Source organism: Azospirillum sp. TSO5, assembly GCF_003116065.1.
GTDB lineage: Bacteria > Pseudomonadota > Alphaproteobacteria > Azospirillales > Azospirillaceae > Azospirillum.
Map to the genome: position 1 here is coordinate 1 of NZ_LGQY01000026.1, position 20,510 is coordinate 20,510.

Here is a 20,510-nt window from a genome sequence, read left to right on the forward strand (position 1 = left end):
CGTTGTCAACCTCTTTTTTTCGAGGCGCTCGACACTTACTTGTTCGAACCACTGTTTCCTTTGAAGCGTCACTGCCTTGTCGGCCGTGCTGCGTCGCGGGAGGCGGTGTATAGGCCGGCTGGCCGATGCCGCGCAAGGGCTTTTTTCGCCTTCCCACACTTTTCGATCAAATCACCTGAATCAACCGATCCGCTCGCGCACCTCCGCCCCGATCTGGAAGGAGCGCAGGCGGGCGGCGTGGTCGTAGATCTGGCCGGCCAGGATCAGCTCGTCGGCCTGGGTGACGCGGATGATCTCGGAGAGTTTGGCCGCCACCTGATCGGGCGTGCCCACCGCGGCCATGGTGCCGAGCGCGCGGTCCACCATCATCTTCTCGGCCGGGCTGCTCCACCAGGATTCGATGTCGTCGACCGGCGGCGGCAGCTTGCCCGGCGTGCCGCGACGCAGGCTGGCGAACTGCTGCTGGGCTGAGGAGAAGATGCGCCGGGCCTCGGCCTCGGTGTCGGCGGCGAAGATATTGGCGGCGACCATGGCGTGCGGCTTGTCGAGCGTCGCCGACGGCTCGAAGCGGGCGCGGTAGATCGCCAGCGCCTCCATCAGCATGTCGGGCGCGAAGTGGGAGGCGAAGGCGAAGGGCAGTCCCAGCATCGCCGCCAGCTGCGCGCTGAACAGGCTGGAGCCCAGCAGCCACAGAGGAACCTTCAGCCCGGCGCCCGGCACGGCGCGGATGCGCTGGTTGGGCTCCGGCTCCTCGAAATACATCTGCAGCTCGACCACATCCTGCGGGAAGCGGTCGCCGCTGTCGGTCATGTCGCGGCGCAACGCCCGCGCCGTCATCATGTCGGTGCCCGGCGCGCGGCCGAGGCCGAGGTCGATGCGGCCGGGATAGAGGGACTCAAGCGTGCCGAACTGCTCCGCCACCATCAGCGGCGCGTGGTTGGGCAGCATCACCCCGCCCGACCCGACACGGATGGTCGAGGTGCCGGCGGCGACATGGGCGATCACCACGGCGGTGGCCGCACTGGCGATGCCCGGCATGTTGTGATGCTCGGCCAGCCAATAGCGCTTGTAGCCCCAGCGCTCTGCATGGCGGGCGAGGTCGAGGGTGTTGCGGAAGCTGTCGGCGGCGGTCGCCCCCTGGACGATCGGGCTGAGGTCGAGAACGGAAAAGGGAATCATGGCTCGGTCCGTGGTGGGGGCCGGCTGGCGGCCATCTGTTGCCATTCAAGGTATGATCGGGAGGGCGCCGGTTCCACGCCGCCCCCTGCGCGGCTGCCCTGCATCGCGGTGGGACGTTCAGCGCCCGGCCTGCGACCCACCGTAAAGTCGCCGCCCGATCGGCTCCAGCGTCAGGCCCTGCACCAGGATGCTGAAGGCGACGGCGACATAGCACACCGCCAGGATCGGATCGCGGTAAGGGCTTTCCGGCAGCGACAGCACCAGCGCCACCGCGATGCCGCCGCGCAGGCCCGCCCAAGTCAGAATGACCAGCGCACTGGACTTGCCGGTCTGCCCCATATGCATCAGCAGGGCCGGGGTCAGGCTGAGCAGCCTCGCGGCCAAGGCCAGGGGAACGGCCAGCGCGGCAGCAAGCAGGGCCGGCCAACTCCAGGCGATGACCACCGTCGCCTCCAGCCCCACCAGCAGGAACAGCAGCGAATTCAGCACGGCATCGATCATCGTCCAGACCACCCGCAGGTCACGGCGACTCTCGTCGCTGCGGACATGCCGCTCTGTCGTGGAGCCGATCAGCAGGCCGGCGACCACGACGGCGATGGGACCCGACAAGCCGAGCCGATTGGCAAGCGAATAAGTGCCCAGCACCAACGCCAGCGAGATCGTCAACTCCACCACGCTTTCGTCGACCCGCCGTTTCGCCTGATAAGCGGTCCAGCCGCAGACGAAACCCAGCGCCGCACCGCCGAGCGCTTCCTTCAGAAAGTCCAGCGCGGCTTCCCCAACCGTCAGGTCCTGGTCGCTGCCGGTCGCGAGGTGAAGCAGAGTGACGAAGAGCACCACACCGGCACCGTCGTTGAACAGGCTTTCACCGGAGATCACCGACCGCAGCGAGTCCGGAACCGGCAGCCGCCCGAGGATGCCATGCACCGCCACCGGATCGGTCGGCGCCACGGCCGCTCCCAGCACCAGACACCAGATCAGCGGCACCTCGATCCCGACCAGCGTGAAGACGACGTGCAGACCCAGCCCCATCAGGCCGGTGAACAGCAGGACACCCACGGTCGCCAACGCCAGGACCGTCCATTTCCGCTTCAGCAGCGCACACAGATCCTCGTTCACCGCGGCTGCGTAGAGCAGCAGGCTGAGAATGCCGTCGAGCAGGATTGCCGGCAGGCTGATCTGTTGAATCAGGTGGCGCAGCCAGTTGCCCACACCCAGGCTCGCGCTGACCAAATCTGCGCCACTCACCAACAGCGCCAGCGCCAGCCCTTCGAAGAACAGCGCGATGGTGCTGGGCAGCTTCAGCCACTTGTAATTGATGAAGCCGAAGGCAGCCGCCAGAGTCAGCAGGATGGCGGCCAGATGGAACGGACCCACGGGCGTTCTCCAAAGAAAGCGGTACAGAATGAACGGCTGCCCGTCTGATCTCCCGGGGCCGATCTCCCGGACAGGACAAGAAGCGGTCGGCAGATATGATGATCTCGACAACATCAGCGGAGGCGTGAACGTCGCGCCTGCATAAGGAGTCAAGAAAACTACTCCCAAATGGCTAGATGCCGCTGATTGCCACCCATCTTGCGATTGCCTATTCTCGCGCCATGATCTGCGTGAATACCCCTATCTTTTTCCGGACTACCGGGCATCGACGACGCAAACCCGCGGCGGCGGTGTTCGTCGCATGAGGACCGATCCGGTCTGGCAGGATGCCGCAAGGCTGCGGCAGGCCGGGGTGTCCGGCAGTCCGGCTCTGGGCAGTCCGGCTCCGGGCGGGCCGGACGTCTTCACCGGCGGCGGCGAGATGGGCCGGCGGATGCGGGCGATGGACTGGTCGGCCACGCCGCTCGGCCCGGCGGAGGACTGGCCGCAGTCGCTGCGCACCATCGTCAACCTGATGCTGACCTCCAGCTTTCCGATGTTCGCGGTCTGGGGGCCGCAGCTGACCTTCCTCTACAACGACAGCTATCGCCCGATCCTGGGCGACAAGCCGGAGGCGCTGGGCCGTCCCTTCGCCGAGGTGTGGGCCGACATCTGGCCCGACCTGTCCCCCCTGGTGGTGCGGGCGCTTGCCGGCGAGGCGACCTATCACGAGGACCGGCTGCTGGTGATGGAGCGGCACGGCTATCGCGAGGAGACCTATTTCACCTTCTCCTACAGCCCGGTGCGCGACGAGACCGACAGCGTCGCCGGCATGTTCTGCGCCTGCACCGAGAACACCGCCCGCGTGCTGGCCGAACGGCGGCTGACCTTCCAGCTCGATCTGGCAGAGCGGCTGCGCGGGCTGAACGACCCGGTCGGCATCACCGCGGCCGCCGCCGAAGCGATCGGCCGCCATCTGCGGGTGGCGCGGGCCGGATATGGCCGCACCGATCCGACCGGCAGCATCATCTCGGTCGAGCGCGACTGGAGCGACAGCGGGGTGGCGAGCCTCGCCGGCGAGTCCCGCCTGCTCGACAGCTTCGGCCCGGCGCTGATCGCGGAGCTGCGGGCGGGATACACGTTGCGCGTGGACGACGTCGCCACCGATCCGCGCATCTCCGATCCCCACACCGGTGGTGGCGGACCGGCGGCGGCCTTCGCCAGCATCGGGGCGCGCTCCCTGCTGGTGGTCCCGCTGCTGAAGGCCGGACAGCTGACGGCGATCCTCTATCTGCATGAAACCAAGGCGCGCCATTGGACCGACACCGACGCCGCCCTGGCGGAGGATGTGGCGGAGCGGACCTGGGCGGCGGTGGAACGCGCGCTCGCCGAGGCGGCCTTGCGCGCCGCCAACAAGGCGCTGATGCGCGAACGCGCGGCGGTCGAGGCGGCCAACGCCCGGCTGGCGGCGGAGGGGGAGCGGCTGCGCACCCTGTTCCGGCAGGCGCCGGGCTTCATGTGCGTGCTGCGCGGGCCCGACCATGTCTTCGAGATGGCGAACGACACCTACATGCAACTGGTCGGCCGCCAGGATCTGGTGGACCGCCCGGCGCGCGATGCTCTGCCGGAAGTCGAGGGCCAGGGATTCTTCGAACTGCTCGACCGCGTCTATGCCAGCGGCGAGACCTTCGTCGGGCGCAACATGCCCATCAGTTTCCAGCGCCGGCCAGGGGAACCGCTGGAGGAACGCTTCCTCACCTTCGTCTATCAGCCGATCCGGGATGAGGACGGGCGCGTCAGTGGCCTGTTCGTCGAGGGCAGCGACGTCACCGAAGCCAAGCGGGCGGAGGAGGAGCTGCATCAGCTCAACGCCACGCTGGAGGCCCGCGTCGCCGAGGAGGTGGCGGAGCGCGAGCGCGTCCAGGTCGCCCTGCTGCAGACACAGAAGACGGAGGCGCTGGGCCAGATGACCGGCGGCGTCGCCCACGACTTCAACAATCTGCTGCAGGCGCTGTCGGGCTGCCTGCATATGATCGAGAAGCGGGCGGAGGGAACGCGCATCCAGCCGCTGGTCGATGCCGGGCGGCAGGCGGTGGACCGCGGCGCCAAGCTGGTGCAGCAGTTGATGGCCTTTGCCCGCCGACAGGCGCTGAGGCCGGAGACGGTCGATCTGCGCGACCGCGTGCTCGGCATGTCGGAGCTGCTGAACCGGGCGCTGCGCGCCGACATCCGGCTGGAGATCGACTTCACCATGGGGCTATGGCCGGTGGAGGTCGATGCGACCCAGCTGGAATTGGCCCTGCTGAACCTCGTGGTCAATGCGCGGGATGCGATGCCGGACGGCGGCGCCCTGACGATCCGGGCGACCAACGTGATCCTGGCTCATGGCGACGCGCGGGCGCCCCAGGGAGTTCCAGACGGGCTGTCGGGAGAATTCGTGCAGCTGACGGTGAGCGACACCGGCACCGGCATGCCGGCCGACGTGCGGGCGCGCGCCTTCGATCCCTTCTTCACCACCAAGGAGATCGGCAAGGGCAGCGGGCTGGGCCTGTCGCAGGTCTACGGCTTCGCCCGCCATTCCGGCGGAACCGCCTGGATCGAGAGCGAGGAGGGACGCGGCACCACCATCGGCCTGCTGATCCGCCGCTCCGGCACCGCTCCGGCCACGGCGGCCGAGCCGGCGATGGATGAGGCGGGCGCCAGCCGCATCGGCGGCCATGTGCTGGTGGTGGAGGACGACCCCATCGTGGCGCTGACCGTCGCGACGGCGCTGGAGGATGCGGGTTTCACCATCACCCGCGCCACCACCGCCGACGAGGCGCTGCCGCTGCTGGAGGCCGGCGGGTTCGATCTGCTGTTCAGCGACGTGGTGATGCCCGGCACCATGAGCGGGGTCGATCTGGCCCGCACCGCGCAACGGCTCCGCCCGGACCTGCCCGTCGTGCTGGCGACCGGCTACAGCGAGGAGGTCGCCCGCGCCACCGGCGTGATGGTGCTGCCGAAACCCTACCGCATCGACCGCTTGGTCGAGGTGCTGGATACGCTGCTGACGGATGCGAGGCAGTAGGGGAAGAATGCCCTCTCCCGGGACAGGAGAGGGCGTTTATCCCCGGGTGGGAGATGCCCTCCCCGCCTCAATCCCCCGCCGCCGGCTGGGGCATGGCGCCGTGGCCGGGGCGGCGGCGGACGAACAGGCGGTAGACGGCGACGAAGAAGACCGGCACGAACAGAATCGCCAGCACGGTCGCGGAGATCATGCCGCCCATCACGCCGACGCCGATGGCGTTCTGGCTCTCCGACCCGGCGCCGGTGCTGATCGCCAGCGGCAGCACGCCGAGGATGAAGGCCAGAGAGGTCATGATGATCGGGCGCAGGCGCTGACGGCAGGCTTCCGCCGCCGCTTCCTTCAGCTCCATGCCCTGGTCGTACAGCGCCTTGGCGAACTCCACGATCAGGATGGCGTTCTTCGCCGACAGGCCGATGGTGGTCAGCAGGCCGACCTGGAAATAGACGTCGCTCGGCAGGCCGCGCAGCGTCGCCGCGATGACGGCGCCGATGACGCCCAGCGGCACAACCATGATGACCGACACCGGCACCGACCAGCTCTCATAGAGCGCGGCCAGACACAGGAAGACGATGATCATCGACAGGGCGTAGAGCGCCGGCGCCTGCGAGCCGCTGAGCCGTTCCTCGTAAGAGAGGCCGGTCCACTCGTAGCCGATGCCCTGCGGTAGCTTCCGCATCATCGCCTCCATCTCGGCCATCGCCTCGCCCGAGCTGATGCCCGGTGCGGCCGATCCCTGGATGTTCAGCGACGAAGAGCCGTTGTAGCGCTCCAGCTTGGGCGAGCCGTAGATCCACTGCGCCGTCGTGAAGGCGGAGAAGGGAACCATCTGGCCGCTGGCGTTGCGCACATACCAGCGGTCGATGTCGCTGGGCTGCATGCGATAGGGCGCGTCGGCCTGGAGATAGACCTTCTTCACCCGGCCGCGGTCGATGAAGTCGTTGACGTAGGACGAGCCCCAGGCCGCCGACAGCGTCGTGTTGATGTCGCTGAGCGACAAGCCGAGCGCGCTCGCCTTCTCGCGGTCGATGTCGAGCTTGAACTGCGGGGTGTCCTCCAGCCCGTTGGGGCGGACGCCGACCAGCTTGGGGTTCTGCGCCGCCATGCCGAGCAGCTGGTTGCGCGCCTGCATCAAACGGTCATGCCCCAGCCCGCCGCGGTCGACCAGCTGAAGGTCGAAGCCGGTGGCGTTGCCGAGACCCGGAACCGACGGCGGCAGAAAGGAGAAGACGACCGCGTCCTTCAGCTTCGACATCGCCCCCATCACCCGGCCGGCGATGGCCTGCGGCTTCTGCGACGGCAGGGGCCGCTCGCTCCAGTCCTTCAGCCGGACGAAGGCCATGCCGGCATTCTGGCCGCGGCCGGAGAAGTTGAAGCCGACGATGGTGAACAGGCCCTCGACGTTGTCCTTCTCCTTTTCCAGGAAATAGGCGGTGACGGTCTTGGCGGTCTCGGCGGTGCGCTGGGAGCTGGCGTTCGGCGGGGCCGACCACAGCACGAACAGCTGGCCGCGGTCCTCCGTCGGCAGGAAGGAGGACGGCATCTGCAGGAACAGGTAGCCGAGGCCGCCGAGGATCAGCAGATAGGCGATGAAATAGCGGCCCAGACGGTTCACCGCGCCGCGCACGCCGCGGACATAGACCCGGCTGCCGGCGTCGAAGCCGCGGTTGAACAGGCCGAAGAAGCCGCCGCGGGCATGACCATGTCCAACGGAGACCGGCTTCAGGATGGTGGCGCAGAGCGCCGGCGTCAGCACCAGGGCGACCAGCACCGACAGGGCCATCGCCGAGACGATGGTCAGCGAGAACTGGCGGTAGATGGCGCCGGCCGACCCGCCGAAGAAGGCCATCGGCACGAACACCGCCGACAGAACCAGCGCGATGCCGACCAGCGCGCCGGTGATCTGGTCCATCGACTTGCGCGTCGCCTCGCGCGGGGGAAGTCCCTCCTCGCTCATCACGCGCTCGACATTCTCGACCACGACGATGGCGTCGTCCACCAGCAGGCCGATCGCCAGCACCATGCCGAACATCGTCAGCACGTTGATGGAGAAACCGAAGGCCGACAGCACCCCGAAGGTGCCGAGCAGAACCACCGGCACCGCGATGGTCGGGATCAGCGTCGCGCGGAAATTCTGCAGGAACAGGTACATCACGACGAAGACGAGGACGATCGCCTCGAACAGCGTCTTGATGACCTCGTGGATCGACAGCTGGACGAAAGGCGTCGTGTCGTAGGGGTAGATGACCTCGATGCCGGCCGGGAAGAAGGGCTGGAGTTCCGCCACCCGCGCCTTGACCGCGGCGGCGGTGTTCAGCGCGTTGGCGCCGGTCGCCAGCTTGATGCCGACGCCGGCCGCCGGCTTGCCGTTATAGGCGGCGTTGATCTCGTAGGTCTCCGACCCGATCTCGATCCGCGCCACGTCGCGCAGCCGCACCTGGGAGCCGTCGGGGTTCACGCGCAGCAGGATGGCGCCGAACTGCTCCGGCGTCTGCAGGCGGGACTGGGCGGTGATGGTGGCGTTGATCTGCTGGCCCGGAACGGCGGGGGCGCCGCCGAGCTGGCCGGCGGAGACCTGGGCGTTCTGGGTCTTGATCGCGTTGGTGACGTCGGTGGTGGTCAGCGCGAAGTTGTTCAGCGCGTCGGGGTCGAGCCAGATGCGCATGGCATGCTGCGGCCCGAAGACGGTGATGTCGCCGACGCCCTCGACGCGGCTCAGCGTGTCCTGGAGGTTGGAGGTGACGTAGTCGGCGATGTCGCCCTGGCTGAGGCGGCCGTCGCTCGACACGAAACCGACCACCAGCAGGAAGTCGTTGCCGGCCTTCGACACCTGAATGCCGCGCTGCTGGACCTCCTGCGGCAGCAGGGGAACCGCCAGCTGCAGCTTGTTCTGCACCTGGACCTGGGCGATGTCGGGGTTGGCCTCCGGCTCGAAGGTCAGGGTGATGGTGACGTTGCCGGAGGAGTCGCTGTTGGAGGACATGTAGCGGAAATGGTCGAGTCCGGTCATCTTCTGCTCGATGACCTGGGTGACCGTGTCCTCCAGCGTCTTGGCCGAGGCGCCGGGATAGCTGGCCGTGATCGACACCGTCGGCGGCGCGATCTTCGGATATTGCTCGACAGGCAGCCGCAGGATCGCCAGCGCGCCCGCCATCATGATGACGATGGCGATGACCCAGGCGAAGACCGGCCGGTCGATGAAGAATTTTGACATGGGAGCGGTTCCTGGGGACGGTATCCTGGGATCAGCGGGCCGAGGCGGCCTTTTCCGGCAGCGCGGCAAGGGCGTTCTGGGCCGGCACCGGCTTCACCTCGGCACCCGGCTTGACCTTCTGCAGGCCCTCGACCACCACGCGCTCGCCGACGGCCAGCCCGTCCGACACCAGCCAGACATTGCCGACCGCGCGTTCGGTCTTGATGGTGCGCGGGTTCACCTTGTTGTCGGCCCCCACCACCCAGATACGGGCGGAGCCGTCCGGCCCGCGGGCGACCGCGGCCTGCGGCACGGTGATGGCGTTTTCGGCCACCCCCTGCTCGACGCGGGCGCGGACGAACAGGCCGGGCAGCAGGTCCTTGTTCGGGTTGGGGAAGACCGCGCGCAGCTGGACCGAGCTGGTGCCGGCATCCACCGTCACGTCGGAGAATTGCAGTTCGCCCTTCGCCGGATAGGCGGTGTCGTCGCCGCTGGCGTTGCTGTTCAGGAACAGCGTCACCGGGATCTTGCCGGGCTCCGCCGGGCGGATGCGGCCGGTCGCCATATCCTCGCGCAGCTTCATCAACTGCGAAGCGGTCTGCGTCACGTCGACATAGATCGGGTCGAACTGCTGGATGGTGGCCAAGGCCGTCGCCTGATTGGCGGTGACCAGCGCACCCTCCGTCACCGCCGACTTGCCGATGCGGCCGGAGATGGGGGCGAACACCTTGGTGTAGTTCAGGTTGATGCTGGCGAGGTTGTAGGCAGCCTTGGCGGCGGCGACCTGCGCCTCGTTCTGCTTCAGCGACGCCTGGACGTCGTCGAAGTCCTGCTTGCTGACCACGCTGTTCTTGACCAGATCGCCGTAGCGCGACGCCTTGTTGCGGGCGGCCTGCAGGTTGGCCTCCGCCTTCTGGACATCGGCCTGGGCGCTCGCCAGCGACGCCTCGTAGGTGGCGGGGTCGATCTGATAGAGCTGGTCGCCGGCCTTCACCTCGCTGCCCTCGCGGAACAGGCGCTTCAGCACGATGCCGCTGACCTGCGGCCGGATTTCCGCCACGCGGTAGGGGGCGGTGCGGCCCGGAAGCTCCGTGGTCACGGTCAGGCGCTGCGGCTCGATGGTGAGGACCGACACCTCCGGCGGGCCGCCGCCCTGGGGCTGTCCGCCCGCCTGCTTCTGCTGGTTGCAGCCGGCGAGCAGCGCGATCAGGCAGGCCGCCGCGGCCAGCGTCATGAATGGATTGGATCTGGACATCTGTTTCCTCGTCTCGGCGCCGCGCGTCGGCGGACCCGTCTCCCTGCTACGCCGGGCTTCGGTTGGTCCGGCACATCCCCGTTGCTTAGTACTGTCTCATACAGTACAGTGTACCAGACGATACAGTCAGAATGCTGCACCGCGCAAGAGGGTTCCACGGGTGTCCGACAGAGATGTTCGACAGGGGGCCCGGTGGAAAGGCGCTGAAGCAAAAATCAATCCGGCCGCGGCACCGGAAGGGAACGCACGATGACCAGCAGCCACAAGGCGCGGATCGACACCGCACCGGACTCACCCGCCAACGGAACCGCCATCTGCGGCCCGTCCACCTGCGGACCGCGCGGCATGGCGCGCCGGCAGGCGATCCTGACGGCGGCCCGGCGCCTGTTCATCGAAAAAGGGTTCGAGAAGACGACGCTGAGCGACATCATCGCCGTCGCCGGCGGGTCCCGCGCCACGCTGTACGAGCATTTTGGCGACAAGGAAGGGCTGTTCCGCGCCATCATGGAAGAGGACAATGCCATGTTCCTCTCCGGCCTCACCCCTGCCCAGACCGACGAGCGCGTAACGCCGGAGGCCGGGCTGACCGCCTTCGCCCTGCATCTGGTCAAGGCGCTGCTGAATGACGAGACCACGGCCACTCTCCGCGTCCTGATCGCCGAGGGCGACCGCGTGCCCGACATCGCCGAGGCCTTCTTCCGCATCGGGCCGGAGAACGCCATCGGCCGTCTGGCCGACTATCTGCGGCGGCTGTCCGACCGCGGTGATCTGCGAATCGACGACCCGGCCGCCGCCGCGCAGGCCTTCCTCGGCATGGTCACCGGCAATCTGCTGATCCGCCGCCTGATCCTGCCGCAGAGCGCGCCGGCCATCCCCGACCTCGACCGTTATGTCCGGCAGGCGGTGCGACTGTTCCTGAGCGGGGCGCGCGTGGCGGAGGCCAAAGCGGGCTGACGGCGCGAAGCCCTCAAATCGTCTCCGCCGCCTCCTCTCCCACGCCTTGGTGGCGGTTGGCCTTGGTCAGCGGTTCGGCGATGTCCTCCAGCCCCTTGCCTTCGGCGTCGACGCCATAGACCAGGGCGACCATCCCGCCGAACATCATCACCACCGATCCCACCACATAGCCCCAGAACAGCGGGTCGCGCTCCGTCCCCTCCCCCACCAGCCAGCCGAACAGCAGCGGGCCGGTGGAGCCCACCACCTGGGCGATGGCGAAGAAATAGGAGATCGCCTGCGCCCGGACCTCCAGCGGGAAGATCTCGCTGACCGTCAGATAGGCGGACGAGGCGCCGGCCGACGCGAAGAAGAAGGAGACGCACCAGAAGATCGTGTGCGTGTTCGCCGTCAGCACCCCCTGGCGGAACAGGAAGGCGGAGACCAGCAGCACCACGCCCGCCAGCAGATAGGTGCCGAAGATCATCCGCCGCCGCCCCACCGTGTCGAACAGCGGCCCCAGCAGCAGCGGCCCGATCAGGTTGCCGGCGGCGAAGGGAAAGAAATAGAGCGCCGTCTGCGACGGATCGAGATGGTAGAAATTCTGCAGAACCAGGGCATAGGTGAAGAAGATCGCGTTGTAGAGGAAGGACTGCGTCACCATCATCGTCACGCCCAGGAAGGTGCGCGACGGGTATTGCCGGAAGAAGACGTCGACCAGCTGGGCGTAGGTCACCGAATCTTCCGGAATGATGCTCATGGCCCGCTTCGGATCGACCGGTGGCACCGTCCGTCCCTGTGCGCGCACGCTGGCCTCGATGTCGTCGACGATGCGCTCCGCCTCGTCCTCCATGCCGTGGGTGACCATCCAGCGCGGGCTTTCCGGGATGTGTCGGCGCAGATAGATGATGATGAGGCCCAGCAGCGGGCCGATGAAGAAGGCGATGCGCCAGCCGAGATTTTCCGGGACCAGCGAGTGGTCGAGCAGGAAGACGCTGCCGACCGCGCCGATCATCGCCCCGCCCCAATAGGTGCCGTTGATCGCGATGTCGACCCGGCCGCGGAAGCGCGCGGGGATCAGTTCGTCGATGGCGGAGTTGACGGCGGCATACTCGCCGCCGATGCCCATCCCGGCGATGAAGCGCCAGACATAGAGGAACCAGGGCGTCCAGGCGAAGCCGGCGATGCCCGACGCGATCAGGTAGAGCGCCAGCGTGGTGATGAACAGCTTCTTGCGCCCCCAGCGGTCGGTCAGCCTGCCGAAGATCAGCGCGCCCACCACCTGCCCCATCAGATAGATGGTGCCGGCGAGCCCGACCTCGGCGCTCGACATGCCCAAGGTTTCCTTGTAGCCGGAGGCGGAGATCAGCTGGATTTCGATGCCGTCGAGAATCCAGCTGACACCCAGCCCAACCACCACCATCCAGTGGAAGCGCGCCCAGGGCAGCCGGTCCATCCGGGCGGGGACGAGGCTGCTCACCGCGGCGGTGCTCCTGACGGTGCCCGTGACGGCATTTGTTCCTGCGGTCATGTCGGGGGGCTCCTCGAGGCTGACGGTCGGGCGGCGTTCCGGTGTCCGGTGAAACGCCCTGCGCCGCCGGAAGGTTTCCGCACATGCTGGACCCGATCAAATGTCTGGCCTGCAAATCATCACGGCACTCCTCATTTCCCGTTGCGCTTTTGGATCGATCCAATTACCGTGTACGAACACTGAGAGAGCGGGACCGCCGTCGTCGCGGCGTCCCGGCGGTCCGGGTGAGGCTTCCCCGGACGACAGCCCAAGCGGACAAAGGCAATCCGCGCGACGCCGGCCGTCAAGGGCGGCGCGACGCGGGTGCGGAGGAACGCCCGTGACCTACGATTTTCAATTCGACGCGGTGTTCGCGTCATGGGATTACCTGCTCGACGGCGCCTGGCTGACCGTCAGGCTGTCGTTCGGCGCCATGGCCATCGGTCTGGTGATCGCCATCGTCTGCGCACTCGGCAAGACCTCCGGGCCGAAGCCGGTGCGCTGGCTGATCAACGCCTATATCGAGGTCATCCGCAACACGCCCTTCCTGGTGCAGATCTTCCTGATCTTCTTCGGGCTGCCGAGCGTCGGGTTGCGGCTGTCGCCGGATGTGGCGGCGCTGATCGCGATGGTCGTCAATGTCGGCGCCTATGCCACCGAAATCATCCGCGCCGGCATCGAGTCCATCCACAAGGGCCAGATCGAAGCCGGGCTGGCGCTGGGGCTGCGGCCGCTGCAGGTCTTCCGCTACGTCGTGCTGAAGCCGGCTCTGCGCACGGTCTATCCGGCGCTGACCAGCCAGTTCATCCTGCTGATGCTGAGTTCCAGCGTGGTGTCGGCCATTTCCGCCGACGAGCTGACCTCGGTCGCCAACAACATCCAGTCGCAGACCTTCCGCAGCTTCGAGATCTACATCGTGGTGACCGGCATCTATCTGGTGCTGGCGCTGATGTTCTCGGCGCTGTTCGCCGGCATCTACCGGCTGGCCTTCGCCTATACCGTCGACCGGCGCTGAAGGAGGCCGCCCCATGATCCGCGCCTTCGGATACAACGAATTCCTGTTCCTGCTCAGCGCCGTGCAATGGACGCTGCTGCTGTCGGTCATCGCCTTCATCGGCGGCGGCATCGTCGGGCTGTTCGTGGCGCTGGGCCGCACGTCCGACGTGAAGCCGCTGCGCTTGCTGGCGACCGGCTACATCCAGGTCTTCCAGGGCACGCCGCTGCTGATGCAGCTGTTCCTGGTCTTCTTCGGCGCCACCGTGATCGGCATCGACATGAGCCCGTGGGTCGCCGCGGCGGTCGGGCTGACGCTGAACACCAGCGCCTTCCTGGGCGAGATCTGGCGCGGCTGCATCCAGTCGGTGCCGCGCGGCCAGTGGGAGGCGGCGTCGGCGCTCGGCCTGCGCTATCCCGGCCTGATGCGCTACGTGATCCTGCCGCAGGCGGTGAAGGTGGCGGTGCCGCCGACCGTGGGCTATCTGGTCCAGGTCATCAAGGGCACCTCGCTGGCTGCCATCATCGGCTTCGTCGAGCTGACCCGCGCCGGACAGATCGTCAACAACGCCACCTTCCAGCCCTTCCTGGTCTTCAGCATCGTCGCCGCGATCTATTTTGCGCTGTGCTGGCCGTTGTCGCTGTTGAGTCAGCGTCTGGAAGCCCGCTACGCCGCGCCTTCCCGTTAAATCCCTAAAAACACTCGCACTCGGAGGAAACACCCATGGCCTTCACCGTCACCCGCCGTCTCGTCGTCGCCGGCGCCCTGATGTCCGCCGCGGCTATCGCTTTTGGCGGCCTGACCGCCACGGCCCACGCCCAGAGCGTCGAGGAGATCAAGGGCAAGGGCAAGCTGACCATCGGCATGCTGGTCGACTTCCCGCCCTTCGGCATCACCAACAGCGAAGGCAAGCCGGACGGTTACGACGCCGACGTCGCCAAGCTGATGGCCAAGCACATGGGCGTGCCGGTCGACATCGTGCCGGTGACCGGGCCGAACCGCATCCCCTACCTGCTGACCGGCAAGGTCGACGTGCTGGTCGCCTCGCTCGGCGTCACGCCGGAGCGCGCCAAGCAGGTCGCCTTCTCCGAGCCCTATGCGGCGATCGAGATCGGGCTGCTCGCCCCGCAGAAGTCGCCGGTCAAAAAGGCGGAAGACCTGTCGGGCAAGAGCGTCGGCGTCGCCCGCGCCAGCACGCAGGACCAGTCGCTGACCGCGGTGGCGCCCAAGGATGCCCGCATCATGCGCTTCGACGACGACGCCAGCGCCGTGCAGGCCCTGCTGTCCGGTCAGGTCGATGCGCTGGGCGTCAGCAACGTGGTGGCGCAGCAGATCAAGACGATGGCGCCGCAGGCCAATTACGAGATGAAGTTCGTCCTGAAGAGCCAGGTGCAGGGCATCGCGCTGCGCCAGGGCCAGGACAAGCTGATGGGCTGGGTCAACGGCTTCCTCGACACCGTGAAGAAGAACGGCGAGCTGAACGCCATCCATCAGAAGTGGCTGGGCACCGACCTGCCGGCGGCGGTCACCGCCAGCAAGTCCTAAATCGAACGAAGCGCAATCCCCGGTGGAGGTTACGACCATGGCAATGGCGTCTGAGCCGACGCGCGACGGCGTCGCGCCCGCGATGAGCGCGGATGTCGTCATCCGCATGGAAGGCGTCCAGAAATGGTACGATCATTTCCAGGTGCTGAAGGACATCGACCTGGAGGTCCACCGGGGTGAGCGCATCGTCATCTGCGGCCCGTCCGGATCGGGCAAATCGACCCTGATCCGCTGCATCAACCAGCTGGAACGCCACCAGAAGGGCCGGATCACCGTCAACGGCGTCGAACTCGGCCCGCATCACCGCCAGCTCGACACCGTCCGGCGCGAAGTCGGCATGGTGTTCCAGAGCTTCAACCTGTTCCCGCACCTGACCGTGCTGGAGAACTGCATGCTGGCGCCGATGAAGGTGCGCGGCACGACCAAGGCCGAGGCGAAGGCCACCGCCATCCGTTATCTGGAGCGGGTCCGCATCCCCGAACAGGCCGACAAATACCCCGGCCAGCTGTCGGGCGGCCAGCAGCAGCGCGTCGCCATCGCGCGGTCGCTGTGCATGAACCCGAAGGTGATGCTGTTCGACGAGCCGACCTCAGCGCTGGATCCGGAGATGGTGAAGGAGGTGCTCGACACCATGATCGGGCTGGCGGAAGACGGCATGACCATGCTGTGCGTGACGCACGAGATGGGCTTCGCCAAGTCGGTCGCCCACCGCGTGATCTTCATGGACCGCGGCGAGATCGTCGAGCAGAACACGCCGGAGGCGTTCTTCACCGATCCGAAATCGGAGCGGACGCGAAGCTTCCTGGGCCAGATCCTGGCTCACTGAGGATTTTTTGTTCCACCAAGGACGAATTGCGATGAAGCCCGAAATCCTGCTGGTCGAACCCATGATGCCCGCCATCGAGCAGGCTCTGGATGCGGCCTACACCGTCCACCGCCTGTCCGCCGCTGCGGATCGCGACCGGCTGATCGCCGAGGTCGCCGACCGGGTGCGCGCCGTCGTCACCGGCGGCGGGACCGGCGTGAAAAAGGCGGTGGTCGAGGCGCTGCCCAATCTCGGGATCGTCACCATCAACGGCGTCGGCACCGACGCGGTCGATCTGGAGCATGCCCGCGGCCGCGGCGTGCGGGTGACCAACACGCCGGACGTGCTGACCGACGACGTCGCCGACCTCGCCATCGGGCTGATGATCGCCGCATCGCGCCGGATGATGGTGGGCGACCGCTTCGTCCGCGCCGGAAACTGGCCGAAGGGCAAGCTGCCGCTCGCCCGCAAGGTCAGCGGCAAGCGGCTGGGCGTGCTGGGGCTGGGACGCATCGGCGAGGCCATCGCCAAGCGCGCGGAAGCCTTCGGCATGACCATCGCCTACACCAACCGCAAGCCGCGCGACGGCGTGTCCTACCGCTTCGTCGCATCGCCGATCGAACTGGCGCGGGAGAGCGACATCCTGATGGTCGCGGCCTCGGCCGGGGCGGACGCCCGCAACATGGTCGGCCGCACCGTGTTGGACGCGCTGGGGCCGGACGGGCTGCTGATCAACGTCGCCCGCGGCAGCGTGGTGGACGAGCCGGAGCTGCTGGCCGCCCTGACCGAGGGCCGGATCGGCGGCGCCGGGCTGGACGTCTTTGCCGACGAGCCGAATGTGCCGGAAGGCTTCTACGGCCTCGACAACGTCGTTCTGCAGCCGCATCAGGCCAGTGCAACGGTTGAGACGCGGATGGCGATGGGCCAGCTGGTGCTGGACAATCTGGAAGCCTTCTTCGCCGGCCGGCCGCTGCCGACCGCCGTGGTGTGAGGCACCGCCGCCGTGGCCAGAGCGCCCGATAGCAGCAAGCCGGCCAGCAGCAAACCGGCCACCGGCAAGATGGAAAGCGTCACCCTGACGGAGGTCGCCGGCCATGCCGGGGTGTCGCGCTCCACCGTGTCGCTGGTGCTGCGCGGCAGCCCGCTGGTGGCGGCGGAAACGCGGGAGCGGGTCCAGGCCGCCATGGCGGCGCTCGGCTACATCTACAACCGCGGCGCCGCCAACCTGCGCGCCGCCCGCACCCACACGGTCGGGCTGCTGGTCTGCGAGCTGAACAACCCCTTCTATGCCGAGCTGACGGCTGGGGTGGACGACGTGCTGGACACCGAAGGCTTCGTCGCCTTCATCGCCAACACCGCCGAACAGCCGGAGCGCCAGGACCGCTTCCTGCAGCGGATGCGCGAGCACAATGTCGACGGGGTGATCCTCTGCCCCGCCGCCGGGACGCAAGCCGAGTTGCTCGACCGGCTCGACCGCTGGCGGCTGCCCTGCGTGCAGGCCCTGCGCTTCGTCTCGGATCAGGGACGGGACTATGCCGGGGTGGATTACCAGGCGGGCATGGAGACGGTGACCGAGCATCTCATTTCGCTGGGTCACCGGCGGATCGCCTTCGTCGGCGGGACGCTGGACCATTCCGCCTACGCGGCGCGCCATGCCGGCTTCACCGCGGCGATGCGGCGGCACGGGCTGGCCGACGATCTGGTGCTGCGTTGCCCGCTGACCCGGCGGGCTGGCGCCGAAGTGGTGGGTGCCCTGCTCAACCGGGCCGAACCGCCGACGGCGGCGCTATGCTACAACGACGTGGTGGCGCTCGGCCTGATGCTGGGGCTGGAGGCGCGCGGTCTGAGGGCCGGGCGCGATCTGGCCGTCACCGGCTTCGACGACGTGCCGGAGGCCGCCCTCAGCCGGCCGGCGCTGACCACCGTCGCCACGTCCGCAAGGCAGATCGGGCAGGAAGCCGCCCGGCTGCTGCTGCGCCGCATCGCCGACCCGCAAGGCCCACCCGAACGGATCATCCTGCCGAGCCGGCTGGTCGTCCGCCAATCCTGCGGCGCCCCCTCCCCTTCCCCTCACCACAGAGACTTGCCATGACCGATACCGTCGAGGCCCTGATCGCCGCGCGCGAGACCCGCCAGTGGCTGACCGGGCTGGACAACCGCCCGATGACCGAAGCGGAGGCCTATGCGATCCAGGACGCCGTCGCCCGCCGCCTGGGTCCAGTGACCGCCTGGAAGGTCGGCGCCGTAACGCCCGACGCGGAGCCCTTCCGCGCGCCGATCAACGCCGCCACCGTCTTCGAGGGCACCGACCATCTGCCGGCCAAGATCTTCCAGGTCATCGGGGTAGAGGCGGAGATCGCCTACCGCTTCGCCCGCGACCTGCCGGTGCGCGAGCAGCCCTACAGCCGCGAAGAGGTGCTGGACGCCGTCGCCTCGGTCCACCCGGCCTGGGAGATCGTCGATACCCGCTTCGCCGGGTTCGGCAGCCAGGACCGGCTCAGCCATATGGCCGACCAGTTCAACCACGGGGCCCTGATCGTCGGGCCGGCCATCGCCGACTGGCGCTCGCTCGACCCGCTGAAGGAAACGGTGACGCTGGAGGTCGACGGCGAGACCAAGGTCGATGTCGTCGGCGGCAACAGCGCCGGCGATCCGGTCCGGCTGCTGGTGTGGATGGCCAATGTCGGCACCCGCAGCTTCGGTGGCCTGCATGCGGGAGAGGTGGTGACCACCGGATCCTGCACCGGCACCGTCTTCGTCGAGCCCGGCAGCCGGTCGGTCGCCCGCTACGGCACCATGGGCACCATCACGCTGAAGGTCGATTGAGCGGGGAAAGAATGCCCTCTCCCGGGACGGGAGAGGGAGCGCCGCTTACGGCAGCAGGTGCCCCAGCCGCTGGCCGAGAGCGGTGAGGCCGCTGGAGGCGGGGACGTCGGCGCCGGCGACCAGATCGACCGTCCGGCGGACGGCGCCGTCATAGTCGATGCGGAGCTTGCCGACGATGTCGCCGCGATGGACCGGGCTGGGCAGCGGCTCGGCCAGGGTGGCGACGACATGCAGGCTGTTGCGGTCGGCGGGCGCCATGGTCACCGTCACGTCGTCGGCGACCGTCACCGGGACGCTGTCCTCCGCCCCCATCCACACCGGCGCCTGTTCGACCAGCTCGCCCTTGTGCAGCAGCGGGTAGAGCTTGAAGCTGTTCCAGGCCCAGTCGAGCAGCCGCGTCGGCTCGTCGTTGCGGGACTGCGGGCTGGGCAGGCCGTTGACGACCAGAACCAGACGGCGGCCGTTGCGCTCGCCCGACGCGGTCAGGCCGTAGCCGCCGACCTCGGTGTGGCCGGTCTTGATGCCGTCGACGCTGACCGGGTGGTAGAGCAGCGGGTTGCGGTTGCCCTGGCGGATGCCGTTCCAGGTGAAGGTCCGCTCCGACTCGTAATGGTAGAATTGCGGGAAGTCGCGGATCAGGTGGCTGGCGAGGATCGCCAGATCGCGGGCGGTGGTGTAGTGGTCCGGGTCCGGCCAGCCGCTGGCGTTCATGAAATGGGTGTCGGTCATCCCCAACTCGCGCGCCTTGGCGTTCATCAGCGCGGCGAAGGCGGATTGGCTGCCGGCCAGCCCCTCGGCCAGCGCCACGGCGGCGTCGTTGCCGCTGTCGATCAGCAGGCCGCGCAGCAGATCCTCCACCCGCACCTGACTGCCCAGCTTCAGGAACATGCGCGAGCCGCCCATCTTCCAGGCGGTCTGGCTGACCGGGAAGCCGGTGTCGAGCGTCGTCCGGCCATGGACCAGCGCGTCATAGGTGAGATAGGCCGTCATCATCTTGGTCATCGACGACGGCGCCATCCGGGTTTCGCCGTTCTTGTCCAGCAGCACCTCCCCGCTGGTCAGATCGACCAGATAGGCCTGTTTGGCCGCCGTATCCGGCGGGGTCAGCGCGATGGCGGGGACCGAACCCAGGAGGGCGGCGGCGAGCGACAGGCAGGCGGCCAGATGACGGAGCGGTCTGCGGAACGGGGCGGCGGAACGGGGCGGATTGGCGACGATCACCCTGCGGATCCTCTGAGGTGACGGATGGCTCTTTCGACGGCCGTTTCCATGAACCATCGCCGCGCCGGCTTCACCCCTTATTTTCGTATGGGCCGCAATTTTAATGTGGGACAGCGGCAGGATCAGGCCGGCCCAAGGTCAGGCGGGCCCAAGGTCAGGCGGGGTCGAGCAGCCGCGGGCCGGCGCCGGCGTCGCCAAGCTCGTCCCACGGGTTGCGCAGGGGGCAGTCGCGGATCGACAGGCAGCCGCAGCCGATGCAGCCGTCCAGATTGTCGCGCAGCTTGGTCAGCTTGGCGATGCGGTCGTCCAGCTCCGCCCGCCAGCGCTCCGACATGCGGCGCCAGTCGGCGGTGGTGGGGGAGCGGTCCTGCGGCAGGGCGTTCAGCGCGTCGGCGATGGAGGCGAGCGAGATGCCGAGCCGCTGCGCCACCTTGATGACCGCCACCCGCCGCAGCACGTCGCGGGAGAAGCGGCGCTGGTTGCCAGGATTGCGCCAGCTGCGGATCAGTCCCTGCGCCTCGTAGAAGTGGATGGTCGAGACCGCCACGCCGGACCGGCGCGCCACCTCCCCCACCGTCAGGTCCTTGTCGTAGTCCTCAGGTGACAGCATTGCGGTTCCTCCCCTTTCC

16 protein-coding genes are annotated in these 20,510 nt (G+C 68.0%); 9 read left to right on the forward strand and 7 right to left on the reverse strand.

The features are described 5' to 3' along the window. Positions 1-180: 180 nt before the first annotated feature. Both TSO5_RS07235 and TSO5_RS07240 read right to left on the reverse strand, forming a co-directional pair. The gene (locus tag TSO5_RS07235; protein ID WP_109150967.1) at positions 181-1,179 is read right to left on the reverse strand and encodes an LLM class flavin-dependent oxidoreductase; all 999 of its coding nucleotides are present in this window, start codon (positions 1,177-1,179) and stop codon (positions 181-183) included. Between the two features lie 117 nt (positions 1,180-1,296). Continuing rightward, positions 1,297-2,556, reverse strand: coding sequence for a sodium:proton antiporter (locus tag TSO5_RS07240; RefSeq protein WP_109150968.1), 1,260 nt, complete (start codon positions 2,554-2,556; stop codon positions 1,297-1,299). 301 nt (positions 2,557-2,857) lie between these two features. Here TSO5_RS07240 and TSO5_RS07245 point away from each other — a divergent pair, with 301 nt between their 5' ends. Next, entirely contained in the window at positions 2,858-5,602 is a 2,745-nt protein-coding gene (locus TSO5_RS07245) for a PAS domain-containing protein (protein WP_109150969.1), read from the forward strand. A gap of 67 nt (positions 5,603-5,669) precedes the next feature. Here the strand turns inward: TSO5_RS07245 and TSO5_RS07250 are convergent, their stop codons facing one another. After that, on the reverse strand, positions 5,670-8,813 hold the full coding sequence (locus TSO5_RS07250; RefSeq protein ID WP_109150970.1) for an efflux RND transporter permease subunit: 3,144 nt from the start codon (positions 8,811-8,813) through the stop codon (positions 5,670-5,672). A 31-nt stretch (positions 8,814-8,844) separates the two neighbouring features. Continuing rightward, positions 8,845-10,047, reverse strand: coding sequence for an efflux RND transporter periplasmic adaptor subunit (locus TSO5_RS07255; protein WP_109150971.1), 1,203 nt, complete (start codon positions 10,045-10,047; stop codon positions 8,845-8,847). A 249-nt stretch (positions 10,048-10,296) separates the two neighbouring features. On the opposite strand from TSO5_RS07255, the gene TSO5_RS07260 reads away from it, so the two are divergent. Beyond that, complete coding sequence (locus TSO5_RS07260) at positions 10,297-11,001, forward strand: TetR/AcrR family transcriptional regulator (RefSeq protein WP_109150972.1); 705 nt, start codon at positions 10,297-10,299, stop codon at positions 10,999-11,001. A 13-nt stretch (positions 11,002-11,014) separates the two neighbouring features. Here the strand turns inward: TSO5_RS07260 and TSO5_RS07265 are convergent, their stop codons facing one another. Then, positions 11,015-12,511 (reverse strand): MFS transporter, encoded by a 1,497-nt coding sequence (locus TSO5_RS07265; protein ID WP_109150973.1) that lies wholly within the window; start codon positions 12,509-12,511, stop codon positions 11,015-11,017. Positions 12,512-12,830: 319 nt separating this feature from the next. Here TSO5_RS07265 and TSO5_RS07275 point away from each other — a divergent pair, with 319 nt between their 5' ends. Genes TSO5_RS07275 through TSO5_RS07305 form a run of 7 tightly spaced genes read left to right on the forward strand, consistent with a single transcriptional unit; the run spans position 12,831 to position 18,660 of the window. Continuing rightward, positions 12,831-13,505 (forward strand): amino acid ABC transporter permease, encoded by a 675-nt coding sequence (locus TSO5_RS07275; protein WP_109150974.1) that lies wholly within the window; start codon positions 12,831-12,833, stop codon positions 13,503-13,505. A 13-nt stretch (positions 13,506-13,518) separates the two neighbouring features. Next, the gene (locus TSO5_RS07280) at positions 13,519-14,172 is read left to right on the forward strand and encodes an amino acid ABC transporter permease (protein WP_109150975.1); all 654 of its coding nucleotides are present in this window, start codon (positions 13,519-13,521) and stop codon (positions 14,170-14,172) included. Between the two features lie 35 nt (positions 14,173-14,207). Beyond that, on the forward strand, positions 14,208-15,029 hold the full coding sequence (locus TSO5_RS07285; protein WP_109150976.1) for a transporter substrate-binding domain-containing protein: 822 nt from the start codon (positions 14,208-14,210) through the stop codon (positions 15,027-15,029). A gap of 43 nt (positions 15,030-15,072) precedes the next feature. Further along, complete coding sequence (locus TSO5_RS07290; protein WP_282183494.1) at positions 15,073-15,855, forward strand: amino acid ABC transporter ATP-binding protein; 783 nt, start codon at positions 15,073-15,075, stop codon at positions 15,853-15,855. Positions 15,856-15,886: 31 nt separating this feature from the next. Further along, positions 15,887-16,825, forward strand: coding sequence for a 2-hydroxyacid dehydrogenase (locus tag TSO5_RS07295; RefSeq protein WP_109150977.1), 939 nt, complete (start codon positions 15,887-15,889; stop codon positions 16,823-16,825). Between the two features lie 12 nt (positions 16,826-16,837). Continuing rightward, on the forward strand, positions 16,838-17,926 hold the full coding sequence (locus TSO5_RS07300) for a LacI family DNA-binding transcriptional regulator (protein WP_247870630.1): 1,089 nt from the start codon (positions 16,838-16,840) through the stop codon (positions 17,924-17,926). Then, the gene (locus TSO5_RS07305) at positions 17,923-18,660 is read left to right on the forward strand and encodes a fumarylacetoacetate hydrolase family protein (protein WP_109150978.1); all 738 of its coding nucleotides are present in this window, start codon (positions 17,923-17,925) and stop codon (positions 18,658-18,660) included. Before TSO5_RS07300 ends, TSO5_RS07305 begins: the two co-directional genes overlap by 4 nt. 45 nt (positions 18,661-18,705) lie before the next feature. Here TSO5_RS07305 and TSO5_RS07310 read toward each other — a convergent pair whose 3' ends face one another. Together TSO5_RS07310 and soxR are read right to left on the reverse strand one after the other, a co-directional pair. Then, complete coding sequence (locus TSO5_RS07310) at positions 18,706-19,881, reverse strand: D-alanyl-D-alanine carboxypeptidase family protein (RefSeq protein ID WP_158282381.1); 1,176 nt, start codon at positions 19,879-19,881, stop codon at positions 18,706-18,708. 154 nt (positions 19,882-20,035) lie between these two features. After that, on the reverse strand, positions 20,036-20,491 hold the full coding sequence (soxR, locus tag TSO5_RS07315) for a redox-sensitive transcriptional activator SoxR (protein ID WP_109074726.1): 456 nt from the start codon (positions 20,489-20,491) through the stop codon (positions 20,036-20,038). Between the last annotated feature and the right edge of the window lie 19 nt (positions 20,492-20,510).

Bases quoted from the DNA above. Each gene is read 5' to 3' on its own strand.
- TSO5_RS07235 (WP_109150967.1), bottom strand. From the start codon at position 1,179: ATGATTCCCTTTTCCGTTCTCGACCTCAGCCCGATCGTCCAGGGGGCG.
- TSO5_RS07245 (WP_109150969.1), top strand. From the start codon at position 2,858: ATGAGGACCGATCCGGTCTGGCAGGATGCCGCAAGGCTGCGGCAGGCC.
- TSO5_RS07250 (WP_109150970.1), bottom strand. From the start codon at position 8,813: ATGTCAAAATTCTTCATCGACCGGCCGGTCTTCGCCTGGGTCATCGCC.
- TSO5_RS07255 (WP_109150971.1), bottom strand. From the start codon at position 10,047: ATGTCCAGATCCAATCCATTCATGACGCTGGCCGCGGCGGCCTGCCTG.
- TSO5_RS07260 (WP_109150972.1), top strand. From the start codon at position 10,297: ATGACCAGCAGCCACAAGGCGCGGATCGACACCGCACCGGACTCACCC.
- TSO5_RS07265 (WP_109150973.1), bottom strand. From the start codon at position 12,511: ATGACCGCAGGAACAAATGCCGTCACGGGCACCGTCAGGAGCACCGCC.
- TSO5_RS07280 (WP_109150975.1), top strand. From the start codon at position 13,519: ATGATCCGCGCCTTCGGATACAACGAATTCCTGTTCCTGCTCAGCGCC.
- TSO5_RS07285 (WP_109150976.1), top strand. From the start codon at position 14,208: ATGGCCTTCACCGTCACCCGCCGTCTCGTCGTCGCCGGCGCCCTGATG.
- TSO5_RS07290 (WP_282183494.1), top strand. From the start codon at position 15,073: ATGGCGTCTGAGCCGACGCGCGACGGCGTCGCGCCCGCGATGAGCGCG.
- TSO5_RS07295 (WP_109150977.1), top strand. From the start codon at position 15,887: ATGAAGCCCGAAATCCTGCTGGTCGAACCCATGATGCCCGCCATCGAG.
- TSO5_RS07305 (WP_109150978.1), top strand. From the start codon at position 17,923: ATGACCGATACCGTCGAGGCCCTGATCGCCGCGCGCGAGACCCGCCAG.
- soxR (WP_109074726.1), bottom strand. From the start codon at position 20,491: ATGCTGTCACCTGAGGACTACGACAAGGACCTGACGGTGGGGGAGGTG.